Annotated in this window: 19 protein-coding genes; 5 read left to right on the top strand and 14 right to left on the bottom strand. The window is 62.2% G+C overall.

The window, feature by feature from the left end; translation table 11 throughout:
- Nucleotides 1–178 precede the first annotated feature (178 nt).
- On the bottom strand, nucleotides 179–571 hold the full coding sequence (rpsI, locus tag HBH1_RS06955) for a 30S ribosomal protein S9 (protein ID WP_006461968.1): 393 nt from the start codon (nucleotides 569–571) through the stop codon (nucleotides 179–181).
- Nucleotides 572–580: 9 nt separating this feature from the next.
- Nucleotides 581–1,009, bottom strand: a complete 429-nt coding sequence (rplM, locus tag HBH1_RS06950) for a 50S ribosomal protein L13 (RefSeq protein ID WP_006461967.1) — start codon at nucleotides 1,007–1,009, stop codon at nucleotides 581–583.
- Between rplM and HBH1_RS24855 the strand changes: the two genes are divergently transcribed.
- The gene (locus HBH1_RS24855; protein ID WP_146012826.1) at nucleotides 1,008–1,433 is read left to right on the top strand and encodes a hypothetical protein; all 426 of its coding nucleotides are present in this window, start codon (nucleotides 1,008–1,010) and stop codon (nucleotides 1,431–1,433) included. The genes rplM and HBH1_RS24855 overlap by 2 nt on opposite strands.
- 206 nt (nucleotides 1,434–1,639) lie before the next feature.
- The gene (locus HBH1_RS06945; RefSeq protein ID WP_102662137.1) at nucleotides 1,640–2,098 is read left to right on the top strand and encodes an OsmC family protein; all 459 of its coding nucleotides are present in this window, start codon (nucleotides 1,640–1,642) and stop codon (nucleotides 2,096–2,098) included.
- A 66-nt stretch (nucleotides 2,099–2,164) separates the two neighbouring features.
- Here HBH1_RS06945 and coq7 read toward each other — a convergent pair whose 3' ends face one another.
- The 9 genes from coq7 to HBH1_RS06900 all read right to left on the bottom strand — a co-directional run bounded on the left by coq7 (nucleotide 2,165) and on the right by HBH1_RS06900 (nucleotide 13,012).
- Nucleotides 2,165–2,791: a 2-polyprenyl-3-methyl-6-methoxy-1,4-benzoquinone monooxygenase gene (gene coq7, locus HBH1_RS06940; RefSeq protein WP_102662136.1), complete on the bottom strand. Its 627-nt coding sequence runs from the start codon at nucleotides 2,789–2,791 to the stop codon at nucleotides 2,165–2,167.
- A 105-nt stretch (nucleotides 2,792–2,896) separates the two neighbouring features.
- Nucleotides 2,897–3,931 carry a dihydroorotase gene (gene pyrC / locus HBH1_RS06935; protein ID WP_102662135.1) on the bottom strand — a complete coding sequence of 345 codons (1,035 nt, stop codon included), beginning with the start codon at nucleotides 3,929–3,931 and terminating at the stop codon, nucleotides 2,897–2,899.
- A gap of 214 nt (nucleotides 3,932–4,145) precedes the next feature.
- Nucleotides 4,146–4,874 (bottom strand): amino acid ABC transporter ATP-binding protein, encoded by a 729-nt coding sequence (locus tag HBH1_RS06930; protein WP_006461963.1) that lies wholly within the window; start codon nucleotides 4,872–4,874, stop codon nucleotides 4,146–4,148.
- Nucleotides 4,875–4,940: 66 nt separating this feature from the next.
- The gene (locus tag HBH1_RS06925; protein WP_006461962.1) at nucleotides 4,941–5,636 is read right to left on the bottom strand and encodes an amino acid ABC transporter permease; all 696 of its coding nucleotides are present in this window, start codon (nucleotides 5,634–5,636) and stop codon (nucleotides 4,941–4,943) included.
- A gap of 3 nt (nucleotides 5,637–5,639) precedes the next feature.
- Nucleotides 5,640–6,389 carry an amino acid ABC transporter permease gene (locus tag HBH1_RS06920; protein WP_102662134.1) on the bottom strand — a complete coding sequence of 250 codons (750 nt, stop codon included), beginning with the start codon at nucleotides 6,387–6,389 and terminating at the stop codon, nucleotides 5,640–5,642.
- A 205-nt stretch (nucleotides 6,390–6,594) separates the two neighbouring features.
- A complete protein-coding gene (locus tag HBH1_RS06915) occupies nucleotides 6,595–7,542 on the bottom strand; it encodes an amino acid ABC transporter substrate-binding protein (protein ID WP_102662133.1) in 948 nt (315 codons plus the stop codon).
- Between the two features lie 854 nt (nucleotides 7,543–8,396).
- Nucleotides 8,397–9,689, bottom strand: a complete 1,293-nt coding sequence (locus tag HBH1_RS06910; protein ID WP_006461959.1) for a Glu/Leu/Phe/Val family dehydrogenase — start codon at nucleotides 9,687–9,689, stop codon at nucleotides 8,397–8,399.
- A 326-nt stretch (nucleotides 9,690–10,015) separates the two neighbouring features.
- Nucleotides 10,016–11,023: a LysR family transcriptional regulator gene (locus HBH1_RS06905; protein WP_102662132.1), complete on the bottom strand. Its 1,008-nt coding sequence runs from the start codon at nucleotides 11,021–11,023 to the stop codon at nucleotides 10,016–10,018.
- Nucleotides 11,024–11,107: 84 nt separating this feature from the next.
- Complete coding sequence (locus HBH1_RS06900; RefSeq protein WP_102662131.1) at nucleotides 11,108–13,012, bottom strand: ABCB family ABC transporter ATP-binding protein/permease; 1,905 nt, start codon at nucleotides 13,010–13,012, stop codon at nucleotides 11,108–11,110.
- A gap of 192 nt (nucleotides 13,013–13,204) precedes the next feature.
- Between HBH1_RS06900 and HBH1_RS06895 the strand changes: the two genes are divergently transcribed.
- Both HBH1_RS06895 and HBH1_RS06890 read left to right on the top strand, forming a co-directional pair.
- Complete coding sequence (locus HBH1_RS06895) at nucleotides 13,205–13,639, top strand: acyl-CoA thioesterase (RefSeq protein ID WP_006461956.1); 435 nt, start codon at nucleotides 13,205–13,207, stop codon at nucleotides 13,637–13,639.
- Nucleotides 13,640–13,735: 96 nt separating this feature from the next.
- The gene (locus HBH1_RS06890; RefSeq protein WP_102662130.1) at nucleotides 13,736–14,686 is read left to right on the top strand and encodes a 2-hydroxyacid dehydrogenase; all 951 of its coding nucleotides are present in this window, start codon (nucleotides 13,736–13,738) and stop codon (nucleotides 14,684–14,686) included.
- An 80-nt stretch (nucleotides 14,687–14,766) separates the two neighbouring features.
- On the opposite strand, the gene HBH1_RS06885 is transcribed toward HBH1_RS06890, so the two are convergent.
- The 3 genes from HBH1_RS06885 to HBH1_RS06875 form a co-directional block, all read right to left on the bottom strand.
- Nucleotides 14,767–16,467 carry a long-chain-fatty-acid--CoA ligase gene (locus tag HBH1_RS06885; protein ID WP_102662129.1) on the bottom strand — a complete coding sequence of 567 codons (1,701 nt, stop codon included), beginning with the start codon at nucleotides 16,465–16,467 and terminating at the stop codon, nucleotides 14,767–14,769.
- 242 nt (nucleotides 16,468–16,709) lie between these two features.
- On the bottom strand, nucleotides 16,710–17,843 hold the full coding sequence (locus HBH1_RS06880) for an aminopeptidase (protein ID WP_102662128.1): 1,134 nt from the start codon (nucleotides 17,841–17,843) through the stop codon (nucleotides 16,710–16,712).
- A gap of 11 nt (nucleotides 17,844–17,854) precedes the next feature.
- The gene (locus HBH1_RS06875) at nucleotides 17,855–19,957 is read right to left on the bottom strand and encodes a molybdopterin-containing oxidoreductase family protein (RefSeq protein WP_102662127.1); all 2,103 of its coding nucleotides are present in this window, start codon (nucleotides 19,955–19,957) and stop codon (nucleotides 17,855–17,857) included.
- A 167-nt stretch (nucleotides 19,958–20,124) separates the two neighbouring features.
- On the opposite strand from HBH1_RS06875, the gene HBH1_RS06870 reads away from it, so the two are divergent.
- The gene (locus HBH1_RS06870) at nucleotides 20,125–20,946 is read left to right on the top strand and encodes an AraC family transcriptional regulator (RefSeq protein WP_102662126.1); all 822 of its coding nucleotides are present in this window, start codon (nucleotides 20,125–20,127) and stop codon (nucleotides 20,944–20,946) included.
- Nucleotides 20,947–20,948: the final 2 nt, after the last annotated feature.

The raw sequence follows: 20,948 nt of genomic DNA, 5'->3' as shown, positions 1-20,948 counted from the left end.
GCTGATTTCCCGTCAGGAAGTTATTTCGTGAAACAAGGTCTTTTCCTGCCGGCCAGGCAGCTCGAATCGCCAACGATGGGCCACGCACTTCCACTCAAAAGCTCTGCAATGGCCGACGAACAGAAAGCAAAAAGCCGTCGGCACGCATGCCGACGGCTTTCTGTGATGCAAGAAACGATTAACGCTTCGAGAATTGCTTTGCGCGACGTGCCTTGCGCAGACCAACCTTCTTACGTTCGACTTCACGCGCGTCACGGGTGACGAAGCCTGCGTTCGACAGAGCCGACTTCAGGCCGGCGTCGTAGTCGATCAGAGCGCGGGTGATGCCGTGGCGAACAGCGCCGGCCTGGCCGGATTCGCCGCCACCGTGGACGTTCACCTTGATGTCGAAACGTTCGACGTTGCCGGTCAGTTCCAGCGGCTGACGGATCACCATCAGGCCGGTTTCACGGGAGAAGTACTCGGCTGCGGGCTTGCCATTGACGATGATGTTGCCCGAACCTGCCTTGATGAAAACACGCGCCACTGCACTCTTGCGACGGCCGGTTCCGTAATTGTAGTTACCGATCATGTCTGTTCCTTAGAGGGCGAGGGGTTTCGGTTGCTGCGCGGAGTGCGGATGGTTGCCATCTGCATAAACCTTCAGCTTCTTGATCATGGCGTAGCCCAGCGGACCCTTGGGCAGCATGCCCTTGACGGCCTTCTCCAGCGCACGGCCGGGGAAACGCTGTTGCATCTTCAGGAAGTTGGTTTCGTAGATGCCGCCCGGATAACCGCTGTGGCGGAAATAGGTCTTTTCAGTGGCCTTGGTGCCGGTCACGCGCAGCTTGCCTGCGTTGACGACGACGATGAAGTCACCGGTATCGACGTGCGGAGTGAATTCGGGTTTGTGCTTGCCGCGCAGTCGGAGTGCCACTTCGCTGGCAACACGTCCGAGGACCAAGTCCGTCGCGTCAATCACGAACCACTCGCGCTGAACCTCATGGGCTTTAGCGGAAAAGGTCTTCATGTTTGACTTTCTCTATCAATGTATAAACGCTCAAAGTGGCGGTTCCGGTCATGCGGGTCAGCCAATGTTGCAGGCTGTCCTTGGTGTTTCGCTTCGCGGACTCATCCTTTTATCTTCCCGAGCGCATGGGAAAGCCGGCAAGTATAGCCTTTTCAAGGACTTAGCGTCAAAAGGTTTCGGGGATTTGTGGCGCGAAGATCAGGCAGCGGCGCGATCCAGCAGGATTTCATTGCCCACCAGACAACTTCGGCCGCACCCCGCAGGAAAAAAGGACAAAAAAAACCCGGACACTGTGGTTCCGGGTTTAATCCACACCAATGAGGAGGGTGGAGGAGACATCGTTACGTGCTGCAAAACTTCCGTTGAATTCAATATAGCAAAGCGGTTTGTGCATTGCAATAACGACTGCGAAATTTATTTGTAACCGTCTGAAAGCAGCATCACTGCTGACTCCAAGGATCATCTACAAGCACCCGCTGGATGATAACTGAATAATATTCCAACAATTTTCCGCATCGCAATAATCACAAATCTTCAGCGCAGCATTCTCTTCTCCACCCGCCCAGGCTGCGGCCGGGGCCAGCAAAAGCTACAATAGCCAGCCTCACACAACCGATTTGGACGATACAGATGGAATGCACAGTGCGCTGGACCGGCTTGTCCGGCATGACCTTTACGGCCGAGACGGGCTCGGGCCACCTGTTGACGATGGACGGCGCACCCGACGGCGGCGGCCGCAACCTGGCACCGCGTCCGATGGAAGTGGTGCTGGCCGGCACCGGTGGCTGCACCGCCTACGATGTGGTGGTGATCCTGCGCAAGAGCGGCCAGGATGTGCGCGGCTGCGACGTGACCTTGAAGTCCGAGCGCGCTGACAGCGATCCCAAGGTCTTCACCAAGATCCATTTCCACTTCACCGTGCGCGGCCGCAATCTGAAGACAAATGTTGTCGAACGAGCCATCAAGCTATCCCACGACAAGTATTGCTCCGCCTCGATCATGCTGGAGAAGACCGCAGAGATGACGCACTCCTTCGAGATCATCGACGACCTGACCGATATCTCCTCGGCGGCTGCCCAGCAGCAGTAACACGGACAGCACCAACGAGAAAAGCGGCCAAGGCCGCTTTTTTCTTTCCTGTTCATTCGGTAACGATCAGATCCGGTAGGCCACCGTGGTCATCACCTTGGCCATGGCCTTCATCAAGCCCCTGACCGGCGCCGGCATTTCGGCCGCCCCCAGGTCGCGCGCCGCCTGACCGTGTTCGATCTCATCGATGCGCATCTGGTCGACGATGGCGCGGGAACGGTTGTCCTGCACCGGCAGTTTTTCCAGGTGGCCCATCAGGTGGTGCTCCACCTGGCGTTCGGTCTCGGAAACGAAGCCCAGGTTACGGGCATCTCCCAACCTGGCGGCGATGCTGCCCAGCACATAGGCACCGCCGTACCACAAGGGGTTGAGCAGGCTGGTGTGCGAACCCAGTTCGCGCAGGCGCTCGGCGGTCCAGGCCAGGTGATCCTCTTCCTCGATGCCGGCGCGGGCGAAGGCATTCTTGATCTCTGGCTTCTGTGCAAAGCGGCCCTGGGCGTCGTACAGCGCCTGGGCGCACACCTCACCCACATTGTTGACCCGCATCAGGCCGGCCGCGTGACGCTTCTCGGCCTCGTTCATGACCCCGTCCGGCAGGCCGCGCCCCGGGTTGGGACGGCTCTCGAACACCACGCCATTGATCACGCGCAGCGCCTTGTCGAAATCGGTAATCAGTTCATCGACGAATTGCATACAGCTCGCCTTTCTCTCGTTGTTGAGGACATCCCGGCGATGGTCTCCATCATCTGACGCGACCATGACCGGGGACGAAGGAACAGGGCTGCCTCCCTGTGGGGGTCAGACCATCTTCCAGTTGATCTGTTCGCCGGCCGACAGCGGCACTACCGTGGCCTCGCCCATCGGCAGCTCGGCCGGGATGGACCAGCTTTCGCGCTTGAGCGTGACGGTGCCGGTATTGCGCGGCAGATTGTAGAAGTCCGGGCCGTTGAAGCTGGCGAAGGCCTCGAACTTGTCCAGCGCACCGGCGGCATCGAAGGCTTGCGCATACAGTTCCAGCGCATGCAGCGCGGTGTAGCAGCCGGCACAGCCGCAGGCATGTTCCTTGGCGCCCTTGGCATGCGGAGCCGAGTCGGTACCGAGGAAGAACTTGTCATTGCCGGAGGTGGCGGCGGCCACCAGGGCCTGGCGATGGGTCTCGCGCTTCAATACCGGCAGGCAGTAGTAATGCGGACGAATGCCGCCCTTGAACATCTCGTTGCGGTTGAACAGCAGGTGGTGCGCAGTGATGGTGGCGGCGGTCGGCCCTTCGCCGGCCAGCACGTAGTCCGCCGCATCCTTGGTGGTGATGTGTTCGAAGACCACCTTCAGCTCCGGCATGGCCTGGCGCAGCGGCTTCATGATGCGGTCGATGAACACTGCTTCGCGGTCGAACAGGTCGATCTCGGGATTGGTCACCTCACCGTGGACCAGGAAGGGCATGCCCACTTCCTGCAGCACTTCCAGGGTCTTGTAGCACTTGGAAAGATCGGTCACGCCGGCATCCGAATTGGTGGTGGCACCGGCCGGATAGAGCTTGACGGCCTTGACGAAGCCACTCTCCTTGGCGCGGCGGATTTCCTCCGGCGGGGTATTGTCGGTCAGGTACAGGACCATCAACGGCTCGAAGGCCATGCCTTGCGGCAGCGCCGCCAGGATACGGTCGCGATAGGCGCCAGCCTGCGCGGTGGTGGTCACCGGCGGCTTCAGGTTAGGCATGACGATGGCGCGCGCGAACTGGCGCGCGGTGTGCGGCAGCACGTCGCGCATGGTGGCGCCGTCGCGCAGGTGCAAGTGCCAGTCGTCCGGGCGGGTGATGGTCAGTACGTTGCTCATTGCAATGATCTTTCGGTCTGGAGTGGGAGTAAGGCGAGGCATCCCGGCCATGCGGGCTGTGGAGAGCCAGCCGCGATGTCTTCAAGGGCGACATTCTACCGTAGCCGTCAAGCGCTCCGGGCGCCCTGCCGCCACCCGCTTTTGATGTAGCCCAAACGACAAGGGCCGCCCCGTTGCCGGAGCGGCCCTTGACCTGATGCTGAGGGGCTGAAGATCAGTGCGTGATGATCTTGGCCAGGAAGTCACGCGCGCGCTCGGAACGCGGCTGCGCGAAGAACTCGTCCTTGGCGCAATCTTCCACGACCAGGCCCTTGTCCATGAAGACCACACGGTTGGCGACCTTGCGGGCGAAGCCCATTTCGTGGGTCACGACCATCATGGTCATGCCTTCCTGGGCCAGGCCGACCATGACGTCCAGCACTTCATTGATCATTTCCGGGTCCAGCGCCGAGGTCGGTTCGTCGAACAGCATGGCGATCGGATCCATCGACAGGGCGCGGGCAATCGCCACACGCTGCTGCTGGCCACCGGAAAGCTGGCCGGGGAACTTGTCCTTGTGCGCCAGCAGGCCCACGCGGTCCAGGTACTTCAGGCCCTTCTCGGTCGCCTCTTCCTTGGAACGACCCAGCACCTTGATCTGGCCGATGGTCAGGTTCTCACGGATCGAGAGATGCGGGAACAGTTCGAAGTTCTGGAACACCATGCCGATGCGCGCACGCAGCTTGGACAGGTTGGTCTTGGGGTCACCCACCGAGACGCCGTCGACGGTGATAGTGCCTTTCTGGAACGGCTCCAGGCCGTTGACGGTCTTGATCAGCGTGGACTTGCCGGAACCGGACGGGCCGCACACCACCACCACGTCGCCCTTCTTGACGGAGGTCGAGCAGTCGGTCAGGACCTGGAAGCTGCCGTACCACTTGCTGACATTGTTGAGTTCGATCATTTGATTCTCCTGGATTTCTGAATTCACTGGGCCGCCAGCCTCCCTGGGCGGCGGCCGTCATAGGCTTTAGCGGATGATGGCGATCTTCTTCTGGAAGCGCTTGACCAGGGTCGACAGACCGAAGCTGAGCACGAAGTAGACCACGGCCACGAACAGGTACATTTCCACCAGACGACCGTCACGCTGGGCGATCTTGGAAGCGCTGGTGACGAAGTCCGGCACCGAACCCAACACGTACACCAGCGACACGTCCTGGAACAGCACGATGGTCTGGGTCAGGAGGATCGGGGTCATGTTGCGGAAGGCCTGCGGCAGCACCACGTTGCCCATCATCTGCCAGTAGTTCATGCCGATGGCGTAACCGGCGAACACCTGGCCACGCGGAATGGACTGGATGCCCGAACGCATGATCTCGCAGTAGTAGGCCGCTTCGAACAGGATGAAGGTGATCAGGGCCGACTGGAACGCACCGACCTGGATAGGCTCGGAGGCACCGATGATCCAGGCGCCGATGAAGGGCACCAGGAAGTAGAACCAGAAGATCACCAGCACCAGCGGAATGGAGCGGATCAGGTTGACGTAGGTGGTCGCGATGAACGACAGCGGCTTGTTCGACGACAGGCGCATCATCGCCAGCAGCGTACCCAGGATGATGCCGCCCAGCATGGCCGAGAAGGTCAGGATCAGGGTGAACTTCAGGCCGGTCGTAAAGAGATAGACCCAGGAGCGCTGGATGACGTCGAAATCGAAATTGCTGAACATGGATCAATGCCCTCCTGCGCTGGTGCTGCCGCCGGTGATGTAACCCGGGACGGCGGTGACCTTTTCCAGCAGGCGCGCCATGAACAGGGCGATGACGGAAATGATCAGGTAGATGATGGTGGCACCGGTCAGGGCCTCGAAGGTCTGGAAGGTGAACTCACGCATCGAGTAGGTCGCGGCAGTCAGTTCGACCAGGCCGATGGTCAGCGCCACCGAGCTGTTCTTGATGATCGCGGCAAACTCGTTGGTCAGCGCCGGGATGATGATGCGGAAGGCCATCGGCAGCAGCACGTAACGATAGGTCTGCACCGGGGTCAGGCCCAGTGCCGCACCTGCCATGCGCTGGCCGCGCGGCAATGCCTGGATACCGGTGGTGACCTGCACAGCCACACGCGAGGAAGTGAAGAAACCCAGGGCCAGGGTCGCGGTCACGAAGGACGCGTCCGGCAGGCTCTTGATCCAGTCGCCGAGGGCACCGGGCAGCAGTTCCGGCATCACGAAGTACCACAGGAACATCTGTACCAGCAGCGGAATGTTGCGGAACAGTTCCACATAGCCGTTGGCGATGCGCACGACCCATGGTTTGGTGGTGGTACGCAAGGTACCGAAGATGGTGCCCAGGACCAGTGCCATGATCCAGGCGCAGGCAGCGGTGGCCAGGGTCCATTTCAGGCCGGCCAGCAGCGTATCGATGTAGGGGATGCCATCGGGAGACATCTCCCAGAAGATTCCCCAGTTCCAGTTGTAGTGCATAAATGGCCTCGTCTGTGGTTCGAGTCTGTGTCGAGTCGTTTTATCTGTCGGGCGCGGTCACCAGGCAAATGCCGCACCGCATCTTGTAGGGTCAGGGCCGGTGACGTGGAAAAAGCCCTTGCCCGGCGGCAAGCGCTTTGACACCGGCTAAACAAAACGGGGGACAGGCCCCCGTTTCGTCAGATTGCACCAGGAAATGCGCCGATTACTTCTTCTTGCCCAGGTTCTTCTGCGCTTCCGGCACCACAGCGTAGGCGGCCGGATCGTAGGAGTCGGTCGGCTTGGCCAGCACGGTCTGCAATTGCGGGCTCATCGGCACGTTCAGGTTGACACCCTTGGGAGGGATCGGCGACTGGAACCACTTCGCGTAGATCTTCTTGATGTCGTCACCCTTGTAGACCACGGTCAGGGCGTCGTCAACGACCTTCTTGAAGTCGTTGTCACCCTTCGGCAGGATCAGGCCATACGGCTCGACCGACAGGGCTTCAGAAGAGACCTGGTAGTCGGCAGGAGCCTTGGAGTTGGCAGCCAGCGAGGACAGCAGGATGTCATCCATCACGAAGGCGGCGGCACGGCCGGTTTCCACCATCAGGAAGGCTTCGGCGTGGTCCTTGGCAGCCAGGATGTTCATGCCCAGGTTGCGTTCGGCGTTCAGCGCGGTGATCTGCTTCAGGTTGGAGGTGCCGGAGGTCGAGACCACGGTCTTGCCCTTCAGATCATCCAGGGTCTTCAGATTGGCCGACTTCTTGGACAGGAACTTGTTGGCGGTCACGAACTCGGTCACCGAGAAGGCCACCTGGTTCCAGCGTTCCTGGTTGTTGGTCGCGGAGTCGCAGGAGATGTCGGTGGTGCCGTTGGCGATCAGGGGGATACGGGTGGCCGAGGTCACCGGAACCATCTTGATGTTCAGCGAAGTCAGACCCAGCTTCTTCTGGATCGCGGTGGCTGCCTTCAGGCACAGGTCGATCGAGTAGCCTTGATAGGACTGTTTGTCATCCAGATACGAGAAAGGAATCGACGAATCGCGCACGCCCAGCGTCAGGGTGCCGGAGTCCTTGATCTTCTTCAGACGGCCAGTGAATTCCTCGGCATGCACCGAGCTCATCAGCACGCTTGCCCCAACCAAAACCCCTGCTAGCTTCAATAACTTCATTGTGTGACCTCCTGGAAAAATTTTTTACGTAGTGTATCAAAAGCCCCATTCCGAAACCGCTTGCGCGGCGCCCGGAACCGGGCTGGCCGGCCGTATTGACGAGCCTGTTATTGTTCTCTGCCGTGCTGCCTATTCTGTGTGCTAACAAGGATCTTTGCCAGCATTGTTTGATCCACACCTGGCGCCTTCTTTCGAAGACCACCCCCACGGTGGACCCGCTGCAGACAAATTACCCGTGCGCAACAGGCGGCGGGCGCATTGTACGACATATGCCACCGGGTCAGGCAATACGCAACATCCCTGATGAGGCAGTTCTCGACCAGCAGCTGCGCTGACATCCCCGGGAACGCGCCGGAAACTGCAATATGGCGCGCTTGGCGTCACGGCAGCGACAGTGTTCCTGTCAGCAATATCCATGCCAGAAATAAGATCCGTGAATGCCTCTGCACGGTGCGCGGGAACGCGGTCGTCGAGCCCTGAAGCACGCAGGCACAGTTTGCCCATGACCGGCGCAACACCAGTACGGGAGCGCCTTGCAGGGCGATGAAGTCGTTCGGGGAGAGAGGGGAAAAGCGGGAGGGAGGCAGAGGCGGGAGAGCAATGCGAACGATGCGACGCCACCGCAATCAGGTTGACATCGCAGGCGCAAACCGGGAGCGCACATGCAGCAGCGCCCGGCATGGAAATGCCGGGTTGGTCGATGATGATCCTGCGCCGCAAGGCTGGCTGGCCTGCGGTGCGCGTACGCACAGCCACCACGTCTCCTCCTAGAGCTGAGCTCATGCGGCCGACGATCTTCGATGCGTCGTCTTGGGCCGCCCAGGTCCGGTTTCCCGGACTGTTCTTTTATCGCATTACGGGTACAGACCACGCATTTCACGGGCCTGCAGAACGCGAGTACATGCCACGATGAAGGCCGCGGTACGCAGCGACACGTTCTTTTCTTCGGCCAGTTGCCAGACCGCGGCAAAGGCTTCGCGCATGATGCGGGTCAGGCGCAGGTTGATCTCGTCTTCGGTCCAGAAGAAGCTGGAGAAGTCCTGCACCCATTCGAAGTAACTCACGGTCACGCCACCGGCGTTGGCAATCACGTCCGGCACGATCAGCACGCCCTTGTCGCGCAGGATGTCATCGGCGGCCGGGGTGGTCGGGCCATTGGCGCCTTCCAGGATGATCTTGGCCTTGATGTGATTGGCATTGGCCTCGGTGATTTGCTGTTCCAGTGCAGCAGGCACCAGAATGTCGCAGTCGACCGACCAGAATTGGGCGCGATCGGCAATCTCGTCTGCACCTTCGAAGCCCTTCACGCTGCCGTTCTTGGCGACATAGGCCTGCAGCGCCGGGACGTCCAGGCCACCGGCATTGAACACCGTGGTCACGTGATCCTGCACGGCCACCACCTTGGAGCCGGCCTCGGCAAACAGACGTGCAGCGATGCCGCCGACGTTACCGAAACCTTGCACCGCGACCTTGGCATCCTTGATGTCCATGCCGCGCTTGGCAGCCGCTTCGCAACCCACCACGAACACACCGCGACCGGTCGCTTCATGGCGCCCCAGGCTGCCGCCCAGCGAGATCGGCTTGCCGGTGACCACACCCGAGGAGGTGCTGCCCTGGTTCATGGAATAGGTATCCATCATCCAGGCCATGATCTGCGAATCGGTGTTGACGTCGGGCGCCGGGATGTCCTTGTTGGGGCCGATGATGATGCCGATCTCGCTGGTGTAGCGACGCGTGACGCGCTGCAGTTCACCACGGGAAAGGGTCTTGGGATCGACGCGGATACCGCCCTTGGCACCACCATAAGGCACGTTCACGGCGGCATTCTTGACCGTCATCCAGGCCGACAGCGCCATCACTTCGGAGAGCGTCACGTCCTGGTGGAAACGCACGCCGCCCTTGCCGGGGCCGCGCGAGGTGTTGTGCTGCACGCGATAACCTTCGAAGTGGGCGATGGTGCCGTCGTCGCGCTCGATGGGTACGTCCACCACCAAGATGCGCTTGGGGCGCTTCAGGGTTTCCACCCAGCGTGCCAGCGAACCCAGGTAGGGCGTGACACGGTCGATCTGCTCGAGGTAGACGCCCCACGGACCGATGCCGTGCGGGACGAGATAGGAAGGCACTTCGTGATTAGGTACGTTCGACATGATGCAATCGCTCCTTTGAGTTCCGTGCGGGTCAGGACAAAAGGCTTCCGAATTCCGAAGTTCGCCAGGGCATGTTACTCCGTCGGCGCCAGCCTGCAAGCAGCGCCACAGGCGTCTGCAGGGGCCGGGACGGAGCACGTCCTGCCAGCACGACGCCTCCTGCGTCTACTGGAAATTCGTGCCGGTCCGATTCAGCGCCGCCATCGTAGCCAGCCGGCCAAAACAAGGCTAATGCTTTGTGAGCATGCAATTATGCAAGACGTGCATAACCTTCTGTAACCCTTGATGAAAGCGCGATTGCGGCGATCACCCCAGGCATTTCCGGCTCAGGATTCGCGTTTTTCCGCGGCGCGCGCAGATTTGCCTGCTGCCACCTTCTGGCGCTCATCGCGCTCCAGCTTTCCCTGCCGCTGCGCATCCAGGTCGACCAGATACTCCCACAGGCGCGCCACCAGCGCCTTGCCGGTGCGTTGCGGGGTAGGACGTTCGCGGTAGAGGCGGATTTCCATCTCCACCTCCCACTCGCCGGTCGGACCATCGGTACGCGCCAGCTGCCGATTACGCACTTCCCGGACCACCGAGGACTCCGGCAGGAAGGCCACCCCATGGCCTTCCAGCGCCATCATCTTCAGGCTTTCCGACATGTCGGTCTCGTAGTGCTTGGCCAGGTGCAGCGGCCGCTTGGTGTCGGCCATCATCAGTTCCACCATGCGCCCCAGATAGGCGTTGCTGGTGTAGGAAAGAAACGGCAGCGGCGCCTTGGCGCTGCCGGGGAAGAGGTAGTCGGGCCGGCCCTGCCGGTCACAACGCGAGTAGGGCCGCATGGTCTCGGTCCCCATGGTCAGCATGTCGTAGCGGCTGGCATCGAGCTGCACCGGCTGGCGCGGATGGTGATAGCACAGCAGCAGGTCACAGCCGCCTTCGACGATGGTCATCACGGCATCGTGCACATTCAGGGCGATCAGGCGGGTATTGATGGAGCCGAAGCCGGACTCCAGCGAGCTGAGCCACTTCGGCATGTAGGTCAGCGAGAGCGTATGCGGAACGGCGAAGTCGATGGTGGTCTGGGCGGTGGGGCGCTTGCCGCGCAGCAGCGCCCGGGTATTGTTGATCTGGCCCAGCATGGCCACGGCCTGCTCGTAGAACACCTCACCGGCCGGCGTCAGGCGGGTGGGATAGGAAGTACGGTCGATCAGGTCGGTACCCAGCCAGGCCTCCAGCGACTGGATGCGTCGCGAAAAAGCCGGTTGCGTCACATGCCGCAACTCGGCCGAGCGACTGAAACTGCGCGTTTCCGCCAGGGAGACGAAATCCTCAAGCCATTTGCTTTCCATTGCCCGCCCACTTCCCGTTCTAGGTCGAATGGCGAATTGTGCCGCTGCACCCGTGCCGGCGCAAGCAGCGTCGATTCGCCTGTACTAGCGCTGTTCGGCCGGCTTCAATACGCTGGGTTCGGCATCGGGCTCGATCAGCACCGCGTCGTCGTCCTCGGGCGGTGCGACCGAGGCACTGTCGTCATCACCACCGGCCTGCTGGCGCAGCCACATCTGCGCATAGAGACCATCGGCCATCAGCAGGCCCGCATGGGTACCGCGCTCGACGATGCGGCCATGGTCCATCACCAGGATCTGCTGCGCATTGACGATGGTGGAAAGCCGGTGCGCGATGACCAGTGTGGTGCGTTCGCGTGCGATCTCTTCGAGCTGTTGCTGGATCGCCTGTTCGGCACGCGAATCCAGGGCCGACGTCGCTTCATCGAAGATCAGGATGGCCGGATCTTTCAGCAGGGTGCGGGCGATGGCCACGCGCTGCTTCTCACCGCCGGACAGCTTCAGGCCGCGCTCGCCCACCATGCTGGCATAACCGTCGGGCAGCGACTCGATGAAGTCGTGGATATAGGCCGCCTTGGCCGCCGCCACGATCTGCTCGCGCGTGGCGCCGGGCTTGCCATAGGCGATGTTGTATTCGATGGTGTCGTTGAACAGCACAGTATCCTGCGGCACGATGCCGATGGCCTGGCGCAGCGAGGCTTGCGTGACATTGCGCAGGTCTTGCCCATCGATGCGGATGGCGCCATGGTCGACGTCATAGAAGCGATACAGCAGCCGCGACAAGGTCGACTTGCCCGAACCACTGTGGCCAACCACGGCGGTGGTGGTACCGGCCTGGACCTTGAAATCGACATCAAAAAGGATCTGGCGATTGCGCTCGTAGCTGAAATCGACGTGTTCGAAATGTAGCTCCGCGCCCTGCGTACGCAGGGGCTGTGCACCGGGGCGGTCAGCCACTTCGCGATTTTCTTCCAGCAGCGAGAACAGGCGCTCCATGTCGGCCATGCTCTGCTTGATCTCGCGATAGAGCACACCCAGGAAGTTCAGCGGGATGTAGAGCTGGATCATGAAGGCATTGACCAGCACCATGTCGCCCAGGGTCATGCTGCCATCGATCACGCCGGCGGTGGCGCGCCACAGGATCAGTGTCACCGCGATGGCGATGATGGCCGACTGTCCGGTATTGAGCAGCGACAGCGAACTCTGCGATTTCACGGCGGCCCGCTCGTAGCGCTGCAGGCCTTCATCGTAGCGGCGCGCCTCGAATTCCTCGTTGCCGAAATACTTGACCGTCTCGTAGTTGAGCAGCGAATCGATGGCACGCGTATTGGCGTTCGAATCGAGTTCGTTCATGGTACGGCGGAAGTGCGTGCGCCACTCGGTCACGGTGATGGTGAACAGAATATAGAGCACCAGCGCACCGGCCGTGATGAGCGAGAACCAGATGTCGTAATGGGTGACCAGGTAGGCCAGCACCAGCACGATCTCGATGATGGTGGGAAGGATGGAAAAGAGCGTGTACGACACCAGCGTGGAGACGCCACGGGTACCGCGCTCGATGTCACGCGTCATGCCGCCAGTCTGGCGATTGAGGTGGAAGCGCAGCGACAGGGCATGCAGGTGACGGAAGACCTGCAATGCAATGGTGCGCACCGCCCGTTGCGTGACGCGGGCGAACATCAGCTCCCGCAGTTCGGTAAAGAGCGCCGTCGCCAGTCGCAGCGCGCCATAGGCCACCAACAGGCCCAGCGGCAACACCAGCAGCGCCTGCGGATGGGAGGCGGTGATGGTCATGGCATCGACCAGTTTCTTGAGCACGAGCGGCACGCCGACGTTGGCCAGCTTGGCGCCGACCAGGAAGGCCAGCGCCAGCATCACCCGCCACTTGTAGGTCCACAGGTAGGGCAGCAGGGTCTTGACCACATCCCAGTCGCCACGCTGGCGCTTGATCGGTGCTTGAGGTGAGGTGGAAGAATTGGGATAACGACGCATGGGGACGGACCTGGAAATAGGGAGATGGCGGCAGGCGGCGCAGAGCCGTCTTCGGAGGCGGCGCAACAAAAGACCGACATCCGATACACTAGGAGCCTTGTCGGTTTCGACACAAACCCGCAACACCGCAAACCCCGATTATAAGAGCCATCCCGCGAGCGCGCCGGGGCTTCCCCTCTCCAAGGAGTCATCATGTCCCATACCGTCCCCCAACTCCCGCCCGGCAAGGCGCCGCAACTGCGGGTCATGCCCATGCCGTCCGACGCCAACGTCTATGGCGACGTCTTCGGTGGCTGGATCATGGCCCAGGTGGACATCGCCGGATCGCTGCCGGCCACGCGCCGTGCCAATGGCCGGGTGGCGACCATCGCGGTCAATTCCTTCCTGTTCAAGAATCCGGTCTTCGTGGGAGACCTGCTGTCCTTCTATGCCGACATCGTCAAGGTCGGCAATACCTCCATCACCGTCAATGTCGAAGTCTATGCCGAGCGCAACCGGCTGCAGACCGAGATCGTCAAGGTCACCGAAGCCACGCTGACCTATGTGGCCACCGATGAGAGCCGCAAACCGCGCCCCTTGCCGCCGCTGGACCCGGCCGGCCAGGGCAGCCTCAGCCCGGCGCTGTAGCCGCAGATTCCGTTGCGGGCTTGAAAAGATTTCAGCCCGTGACGTATCGATAGACCGTATCGTAACGACTCCATCATCGCTTCCTCTCCAGTGACCATGACTTCCAACGAACGCCCTACCATTCTGATCGTCGCCCGCCTGCCGCAGCATCTGCTGGATCTGCTGCAGAACAATTTCACTTGCCACAACCTCGTGCTGGACCAGCTCAGCGACGACCAGCTCGCCGTCATCGCCCCGCAGGTGCGCGGCATCGCCGCCAATGGCGAAGCCAAGGTCGGGCGGGAATTCATGGCGCGCTTTCCGGCGCTGGAAATCGTCTCGGTGTTCGGCGTCGGCTACGACGGCGTGGATGTGCCGGCGGCCCGCGAGCGCGGCATCCATGTCACCCACACCCCCGACGTACTGACCGATGACGTGGCCGACATGGCCATCGCACTGATGCTGGCCGTGGCACGCAACGTGGTGCGCGCCGACCGCTTCGCCCGCAGTGGCGAATGGAAGAACGGCCCCTTCCCCTTCACCACCAAGGTCAGCGGCGCCCGGCTGGGCATCGTCGGGCTGGGTCGCATCGGCGAAGCCATCGCCCGCCGCGCCGCCGGCTTCGACATGGAGATCGCGTATCACAATCGCTCGCGCAAGGACGTTCCCTACACCTACTTCGGCGACATCAAGTCGCTGGCGGCGGCGGTCGATTTCCTGGTGATGATCACCCCCGGCGGCGCCGGTACCCGTGCACTGGTCAATGCAGACGTGCTGGAAGCGCTCGGTCCCAAGGGTTTCCTGATCAACGTGGCACGCGGCTCGGTGGTGGATGAAACCGCTCTGATCGCCGCGCTCAAGGCCGGCACCATCGCCGGTGCCGGTCTGGATGTGTTCGAGAACGAGCCCAATATCCCTGCCGAACTGGCCGCCCAGGAGAACGTGGTGCTGACACCGCACATGGCCAGCGGCACACTGGTCACACGCACCGCCATGGCCGATCTGGCCTTCAACAACCTGCAGGCGCATTTCAGTGGCAAGCCGGTGATCACGCCCGTGCCGGACTGATCTTTCCCGCCCGAAAAAAAAATCGCTGCCGGCGTGATCCGGCAGCGATTTTTCATTGGAGCGCTACGATTTACATCCGCTCAGGCAGCCCGTTTCTGCTGTGCCTTGGCCGGCTCGTCGCGCAACTCGCGACGCAGGATCTTGCCGACGTTGGTCTTGGGCAGCTCATCACGGAACTCGATGTACTTGGGCTTCTTGTAGCCGGTGAACTGCTCCTTGCAGTAGGCCATCAATTGCTCGCTGGTGAGCGACTTGTCCTTGCGCACCACGAAGAGCTTGACCGCCTCGCCGGTATGTTCGTCCGGCACGCCCACGCAGGCGCATTCCAGCACGCCCGGATGCTGCGCCACCACGCCTTCGATCTCGTTGGGATAGACGTTGAAACCGGAGACCAGGATCATGTCCTTCTTGCGGTCGACGATACGGGTGTAGCCCAGGGCATCCATGATCCCGATATCGCCGGTCTTGAAGAAACCGTCCGGCGTCATGACCTTGGCCGTCTCGTCGGGGCGCTGCCAGTAACCCGGCATCACTTGCGGACCCCGGATGGCGATCTCGCCCGGCTGGCCGAGCGGCACAGGATTCCCATCGTCGTCGAGGATGGCGATCTCGGTCGAAGGCAACGGCAGACCGATGGTGCCGGTGTATTCTTCGATGGTGCAGGGATTGGCGCTGGCAATCGGCGAGGTCTCCGACAGGCCGTAGCCCTCGATGATGGGGCAGCCGGTCAGCTTCTTCCACTTGTCGGCCACGCTTTGCTGCACGGCCATACCGCCGCCCACGCAGCAGCGGTAACCGGAAAAGTCGAGCTTGGCGAAATCGGCATTGTTGAGCAGTGCGTTGTAGAGCGTATTGACGGCCGGGAAGGTATTGACCTTGTACTTGGCCAGCTCCTTGACGAAGCCGGGGATATCACGCGGGTTGGGAATCAGCAGGTTGAGCGCACCTTCGCGTGTGCCAAGCATGTTGCAGACAGTCAGCGCAAAGATGTGATACAGCGGCAAGGCACAGACGAACACCAACTGGTCGATGGGCTTGCCGGCCTTGAGCGCCGGGGTCAGCCATTCCTCGGCCTGCAGCACGTTGGCCACCAGATTGCGGTGGGTCAGTACGGCGCCCTTGGCCACGCCGGTGGTGCCACCGGTGTATTGCAGGAAGGCGACGTCGTCAGGCGTCAGGCTGACCGGCCGCAGCTGCTTGCCCTGCGCTTGCGACAAGGCACGGCTGAAGCTGATGGCGTTGGGCAGCGACCAGGCCGGCACCAGCTTCTTCACATGGCGCACCACCAGGTTGACGATGGCACCCTTGAGCGTGCCCAGCAGCTCGCCCATGCTGGCCACCACGATATGCTTGATGCTGGTATTGGCGACCACCTTCTGCAGCGTGCAGGCAAAGTTTTCCAGTACGAAGATGGCTTCGGCGCCCGAATCCTTCAACTGATGTTCCAGCTCGCGCGCGGTATAGAGCGGATTGACATTGACCACGGTATAACCGGCCCGCAGGATCGCCGCGATGGCAATCGGATACTGCAGCACATTGGGCATCATGATCGCCACCCGGGCGCCCTTCTGCAGCCCCAGTCCCTGCAGCCAGCCGCCCAGTGCGCGCGACATGGCATCCAGTTCGCTGTAACGCAGGTACTTGCCCATGCAGACGTAGGCATTGCGGTCGGCGTGCCTGGTGAAGGCTTCATCGATCATCTGTACCAACGAGCCGTAACGGCCGGGGTCGATGTCCGCGGGAACGCCTGCAGGATAGGATGCAAGCCAGAATCTTTCCATAGTGTGTCCTCTGTCTCCGGTCATAACGTGCGCTGGGGCTGGGCGGTGTCATGTTGCGACCACTTGGCGCGCACAGCAAAAAAGCACGAGTGTTTTTTTATTTAACGCAGATGCTATCCAGCATTCGACCGCGGGGCAAGCACTTTGCGCCCGAATTAGGTGAATTTTTGTGAAATGCCCTCCGTTCGGGGGTACTTCGCGCCGGGTAATGATGAAGGCCGCGCCTGGGCGGACCGGCCAAATCACCCGGGATGATACCCGCCCGCATTCCGTTTGGGCTGCCCAATGGTGTCGGTGGGAAATGTTTCTGGCGCCGCCTTGCCCGTGGTCAAGGGCGCATCGCCCAGCGCGGCGTGCCGGGCGGGCTTGTCCATGCGCGCCAGTCGCCGGACCTTGTCATAGAAATCAGGAAAACCTCGACTGTTTTCGAACAGCCGCCGGAAAGCCGGCACCATGTCGTGATAAGCGCCGACCAGGGCCAGATGCGCGTTCGACAAGGGCATGGCGAACCAGCGGTCGTAGCCGGCATAGCCGTTCCAGCGTGTGCTCTTGATCGTCGCGTATTCGGCGCGCAAGGCGGCGAAGATGGCGGCCTTGCGCTCGCGCTTCACGGCGTCGCTGGCATCGCTGTCGTAGTTGTCCTTCAGTTGGGCGCGGTACTTGTCCAGCAGCGCCAGGAATTCCCGCTTGCGCTGCGCATAGCGCTGATACGCCTCGGTCAGGGCAGAGTCGTGGCGCGCCGCCAGCCAGCGTTCCAGCCCCAGTTCCTCGACCGCTACCGCGAAACCTTCATTGAAGGGCGTATCGTCGCGGGCGTAGACAGTCTGGTGCGCCAGTTCATGGAAGATCAGCCGCGCCAGTTCACCGTCGGGATACTGGATGAAGGTGGAGATGACCGGATCATCGAACCAGCCCAGTGTGGAATAGGCCGGCACCCCCGCCACCTGGACGTCATAGCCTTCCCGCTGCAGCGCGGCGGCGTAGTCCTGGGCCGCCTGCTGGCTGTAATAGCCGCGATAGTCCACGCAACCGGCAATGGGAAAGCACCACTGCCTGGCCTTGAGCGAGAGTTCGGGCGCGGCCACCACGTTCCACAACACGAAAGGACGGTCCAGCTGGGCATAGCTGCGGTAACTGCCGTTATCGGGCAAGCCCAGCTCGACCACCGCAAAGCGGCGAATCTCTTGCACCGTCTGCAGCTTGGCCTTGAGCACCGGCTGGGTGGCGGGATCGGCGAGCCAGTCATCCAGCGGCCGGGCCTGCGCCAGCAGGGAGAACTGGCCATGCGCGGCCTGGGCGTAATAGGACACCGATGAACACGCGCCCAAGCCCAGCAATCCGCCCAGCGCCAGCACCAGCATGCCCCTGCGCAGCATGATGCAAGGACTCAGTGCGCCACAACCGGCTGCTGCAGTTTTTCCACCTGCACCAGCACGTCGTAGAAGGTGGGCGCGTTACCCATGTCGGTCAGGCGCTGGCTGGTCACCTCGTTGGCGTTCTTGCCATCGGCGGCAAACTTCTTCCACCAGATCGACAGCCCCACCACCAGACCCGGGCGTGCCTTTTCCGTCACACGCACGCGCGCCTGCATGCTGCCGCGATCGTTGAACACGCGCACCGTATCGCCTTGCGTGATGCCACGGGCAGCGGCGTCCTGCGGGTGCATGTCCAGATGCGGCTCGCCCTCGGTATCGCGCAGGCTCTGCACGTTGACGAAGGACGAGTTGAGGAAATTGCGCGCCGGCGGCGAAATCATCGCCAGCGGATAGCGGGCAGCCAGTTCCGGGTTGCTGGCCACCGACTCGTAGGGCGCGATGTAGGCCGGCAGCGGATCGAGACCGGCCGCCTTCATCTGCGCCGAATAGAATTCGCACTTGCCCGAGGGCGTGGCAAACCCGCCTTCGGCAAACGGCGCGACCGGCATGTCCAGACGCTGCCAGCCCTTTTCCTTGAGCACCTGCCAGTCGTAGCCGCCGCTGCGCGGGTCATCGCGCCGGAAGGCCACCGCCGCCAACTGGTCATCGCTGTCACGGAAGCAGTGCTCGGTGAACCCCATGGCCGCAGCGAGCAGGCGGAAGATCTCGGTATTGGGCTTGGCCTCGCCCATGGGCGCAATGGCCGCATTGTTGGCCAGCATGTAGACGTGCCCGTAGGAGGCATGGACGTCGATGTGTTCCAGCTGGGTGGTGGCCGGCAAGAGGATATCGGCGTAGTCGGCGGTATCGGTCTGGAAGTGCTCCAGCACCACGGTAAACAGGTCCTCGCGGGCGAAGCCCTGCGCCACCTTGGCCGACTCCGGGGCCACCGCCACCGGGTTGGAGTTGTAGACGATCACCGCCTCCACCTGGGGCCCGAACCCTGGCGACGCCGGCTTCAGGAGATCATCGCCGATGGTACTCATGTTGATGACGCGGGCCGGAGCGCCATGACGCGCGGCCAGGTCGGGCCGACTCAGCGCCACCGCATCCTTGGGGAAGCTGTCCGACACCGACAGCTGGATGCCACCGGCGGCGTGACGCCAGGCCCCCACCAAAGCTGGCAGGCAGGCCACGTTGCGTGCCGCCATGCCGCCGCCGCGCACGCGCTGCAAGCCATAGTTGGCGCGGATGAAAACGCCTTCGCCGGCCAACGCCACGCGGCCGTACTCACGCCCCAGCGCCAGCACTTCTTCGGCCTTGATGCCGCAGACCTCGGCGGTACGGGCCGGCGTCCATTCCGCCACGCGCTCTTTCAGCTGATCGAAGCCCAGCGTGTGACGGGTGATGTAGTCGTGGTCGAGCAGGTCCTCGGCAATCAGCACATGCATCATGCCCAGCGCCAGGGCCGCATCGGTACCCGGCAACAGGGCAATATGCTGGTGGCACTTTTCGGCTGTGAGCGAGCGATAGGGATCGATGGCGATCAGGCGTGCACCATTCCGCTTGGCGGCCTGCACCCGGGTCCAGAAATGCAGGTTGGAGGCGATCGGATTGCCACCCCAGATCAGGATCAGCCGGGCATTGTCGACCTGCTCCAGATCGGTACCGATGCGCGCTCCGATGGTGTAGCGATAACCGGCGCCGCCGGCCGAGGCGCAGATGGTGCGCTCCAGTTGCGAAGCCCCCAGGCGATTGAAGAATCGCCCGGCCATCGATTCACCCTGCACCTGCCCCATCGTACCGGCATAGCTGTAGGGCAGGATGGCCTGGGGATCGCGCAAGGCAATCTGCCCCAGGCGTTGGGCGATGGTCGCAATCGCCTCGTCCCAGCTGATGCGCTCGAACCGGCCCTCGCCCTTCTTGCCCACCCGGCGCATGGGATAGAGCAGGCGGTCGGGGTGATAGGTGCGCTCGGTATAGCGTGAAACCTTGGTGCAGAGCACGCCGGAGGTGGGCGGGTGATCCGGGTCGCCACGCACCTCGGTGGCGACGCCGTCCTTGACGGTCACCAGCAAGGCACAGGTATCGGGGCAATCATGAGGACAAGCGGCGCGGACGATCGAGGTGGTCATGGCAAGCGGAGCAAGGAAACAGGGATGAAAACCGGAAAAACGGGATGGAAGACGTACCATGCGCCGCACACCGGCAGGACAGCAGCAAAGGCGCGGGAAAACGGGCAGGACGGCGAAGCGGATACTTTATCTTAAAATGGCCCACCGCGACTCTCGCCAACCCTGTCATGACGCCTCTCCAACACTTCTGGCACACGCCCGAACTGCCCTTCCTCGAAGGCCGGCGCGCCACCGGTAGCCTGTCCTGCTATGCCCCGCATACGCATGACAGCTTTTCCATCGGCATCGTCGATGGCGGCCAGAGCGTCTTTTCCGTGGCGGGCCGGAGCATGGCCATCGTCCCCGGTGATGTCGTACTGGTCAGGGCCGGTGATGTGCATAGCTGCAATCCGGCCGAGCTGCAGCGCTGGAGCTATCGCATGTTCCACCTCGACGTGCACTGGCTGGCCAGGCTGCTCGATGAAACCCCGAGCACCCGCGGGCTGCTCCAGAGGATGGATTCTCAGGTGCTGCGCTCTGCCTCGGCGGTCCAATTGCTCGACCGCATGACGGCGGCCCTGGACGCCCACCAAGTCGACCTGCACGCCGACCTGCAGGCCGACATCATCACCTGCCTGCACGAACTCATGCAGCTATGCGCAGAAACCTGCGCCAGCCCCCTCACGATGGCCACGCAAGGCAGCGACGGCCTGCAGGCCGCGCATGATTTCCTGCAGGCACATTGCCGTGAACGCATCACGCTCGACACCCTGGCCACCATTGCCGGCACCAGCCGGTACCAGTTGATCCGCCAGTTCAACCGCCGCTTCGGCATGACGCCCCATGCACTGCAACTGGACATGAAGATCCGCCAGGCGCGCGTGCTGCTGCGTCAGGGGGCGAGTGCGGCCGATGCCGCCTACGACACCGGCTTTGCCGACCAGAGCCATTTCCATCGCGTCTTCAAATCCCGTGTGGCCGTCACGCCCCTGCAATACGCTAGGCCCTGAGG

Origin of the sequence: Herbaspirillum sp. BH-1 (assembly GCF_002870055.1) — a bacterium.
In the GTDB taxonomy this organism is placed as follows: domain Bacteria; phylum Pseudomonadota; class Gammaproteobacteria; order Burkholderiales; family Burkholderiaceae_D; genus Herbaspirillum; species Herbaspirillum frisingense.
Note: the sequence above shows the minus strand (reverse complement) of the source record. Positions and strands in the feature narration are given on the sequence as shown.

What these genes read in the sequence shown, in the direction of transcription:
- rpsI (WP_006461968.1), bottom strand. Translation starts at nt 571, where the DNA reads ATGATCGGTAACTACAATTACGGAACCGGCCGTCGCAAGAGTGCAGTG.
- HBH1_RS24855 (WP_146012826.1), top strand. Translation starts at nt 1,008, where the DNA reads ATGTTTGACTTTCTCTATCAATGTATAAACGCTCAAAGTGGCGGTTCC.
- rplM (WP_006461967.1), bottom strand. Translation starts at nt 1,009, where the DNA reads ATGAAGACCTTTTCCGCTAAAGCCCATGAGGTTCAGCGCGAGTGGTTC.
- HBH1_RS06945 (WP_102662137.1), top strand. Translation starts at nt 1,640, where the DNA reads ATGGAATGCACAGTGCGCTGGACCGGCTTGTCCGGCATGACCTTTACG.
- coq7 (WP_102662136.1), bottom strand. Translation starts at nt 2,791, where the DNA reads ATGCAATTCGTCGATGAACTGATTACCGATTTCGACAAGGCGCTGCGC.
- pyrC (WP_102662135.1), bottom strand. Translation starts at nt 3,931, where the DNA reads ATGAGCAACGTACTGACCATCACCCGCCCGGACGACTGGCACTTGCAC.
- HBH1_RS06930 (WP_006461963.1), bottom strand. Translation starts at nt 4,874, where the DNA reads ATGATCGAACTCAACAATGTCAGCAAGTGGTACGGCAGCTTCCAGGTC.
- HBH1_RS06925 (WP_006461962.1), bottom strand. Translation starts at nt 5,636, where the DNA reads ATGTTCAGCAATTTCGATTTCGACGTCATCCAGCGCTCCTGGGTCTAT.
- HBH1_RS06920 (WP_102662134.1), bottom strand. Translation starts at nt 6,389, where the DNA reads ATGCACTACAACTGGAACTGGGGAATCTTCTGGGAGATGTCTCCCGAT.
- HBH1_RS06915 (WP_102662133.1), bottom strand. Translation starts at nt 7,542, where the DNA reads ATGAAGTTATTGAAGCTAGCAGGGGTTTTGGTTGGGGCAAGCGTGCTG.
- HBH1_RS06910 (WP_006461959.1), bottom strand. Translation starts at nt 9,689, where the DNA reads ATGTCGAACGTACCTAATCACGAAGTGCCTTCCTATCTCGTCCCGCAC.
- HBH1_RS06905 (WP_102662132.1), bottom strand. Translation starts at nt 11,023, where the DNA reads ATGGAAAGCAAATGGCTTGAGGATTTCGTCTCCCTGGCGGAAACGCGC.
- HBH1_RS06900 (WP_102662131.1), bottom strand. Translation starts at nt 13,012, where the DNA reads ATGCGTCGTTATCCCAATTCTTCCACCTCACCTCAAGCACCGATCAAG.
- HBH1_RS06895 (WP_006461956.1), top strand. Translation starts at nt 13,205, where the DNA reads ATGTCCCATACCGTCCCCCAACTCCCGCCCGGCAAGGCGCCGCAACTG.
- HBH1_RS06890 (WP_102662130.1), top strand. Translation starts at nt 13,736, where the DNA reads ATGACTTCCAACGAACGCCCTACCATTCTGATCGTCGCCCGCCTGCCG.
- HBH1_RS06885 (WP_102662129.1), bottom strand. Translation starts at nt 16,467, where the DNA reads ATGGAAAGATTCTGGCTTGCATCCTATCCTGCAGGCGTTCCCGCGGAC.
- HBH1_RS06880 (WP_102662128.1), bottom strand. Translation starts at nt 17,843, where the DNA reads ATGCTGCGCAGGGGCATGCTGGTGCTGGCGCTGGGCGGATTGCTGGGC.
- HBH1_RS06875 (WP_102662127.1), bottom strand. Translation starts at nt 19,957, where the DNA reads ATGACCACCTCGATCGTCCGCGCCGCTTGTCCTCATGATTGCCCCGAT.
- HBH1_RS06870 (WP_102662126.1), top strand. Translation starts at nt 20,125, where the DNA reads ATGACGCCTCTCCAACACTTCTGGCACACGCCCGAACTGCCCTTCCTC.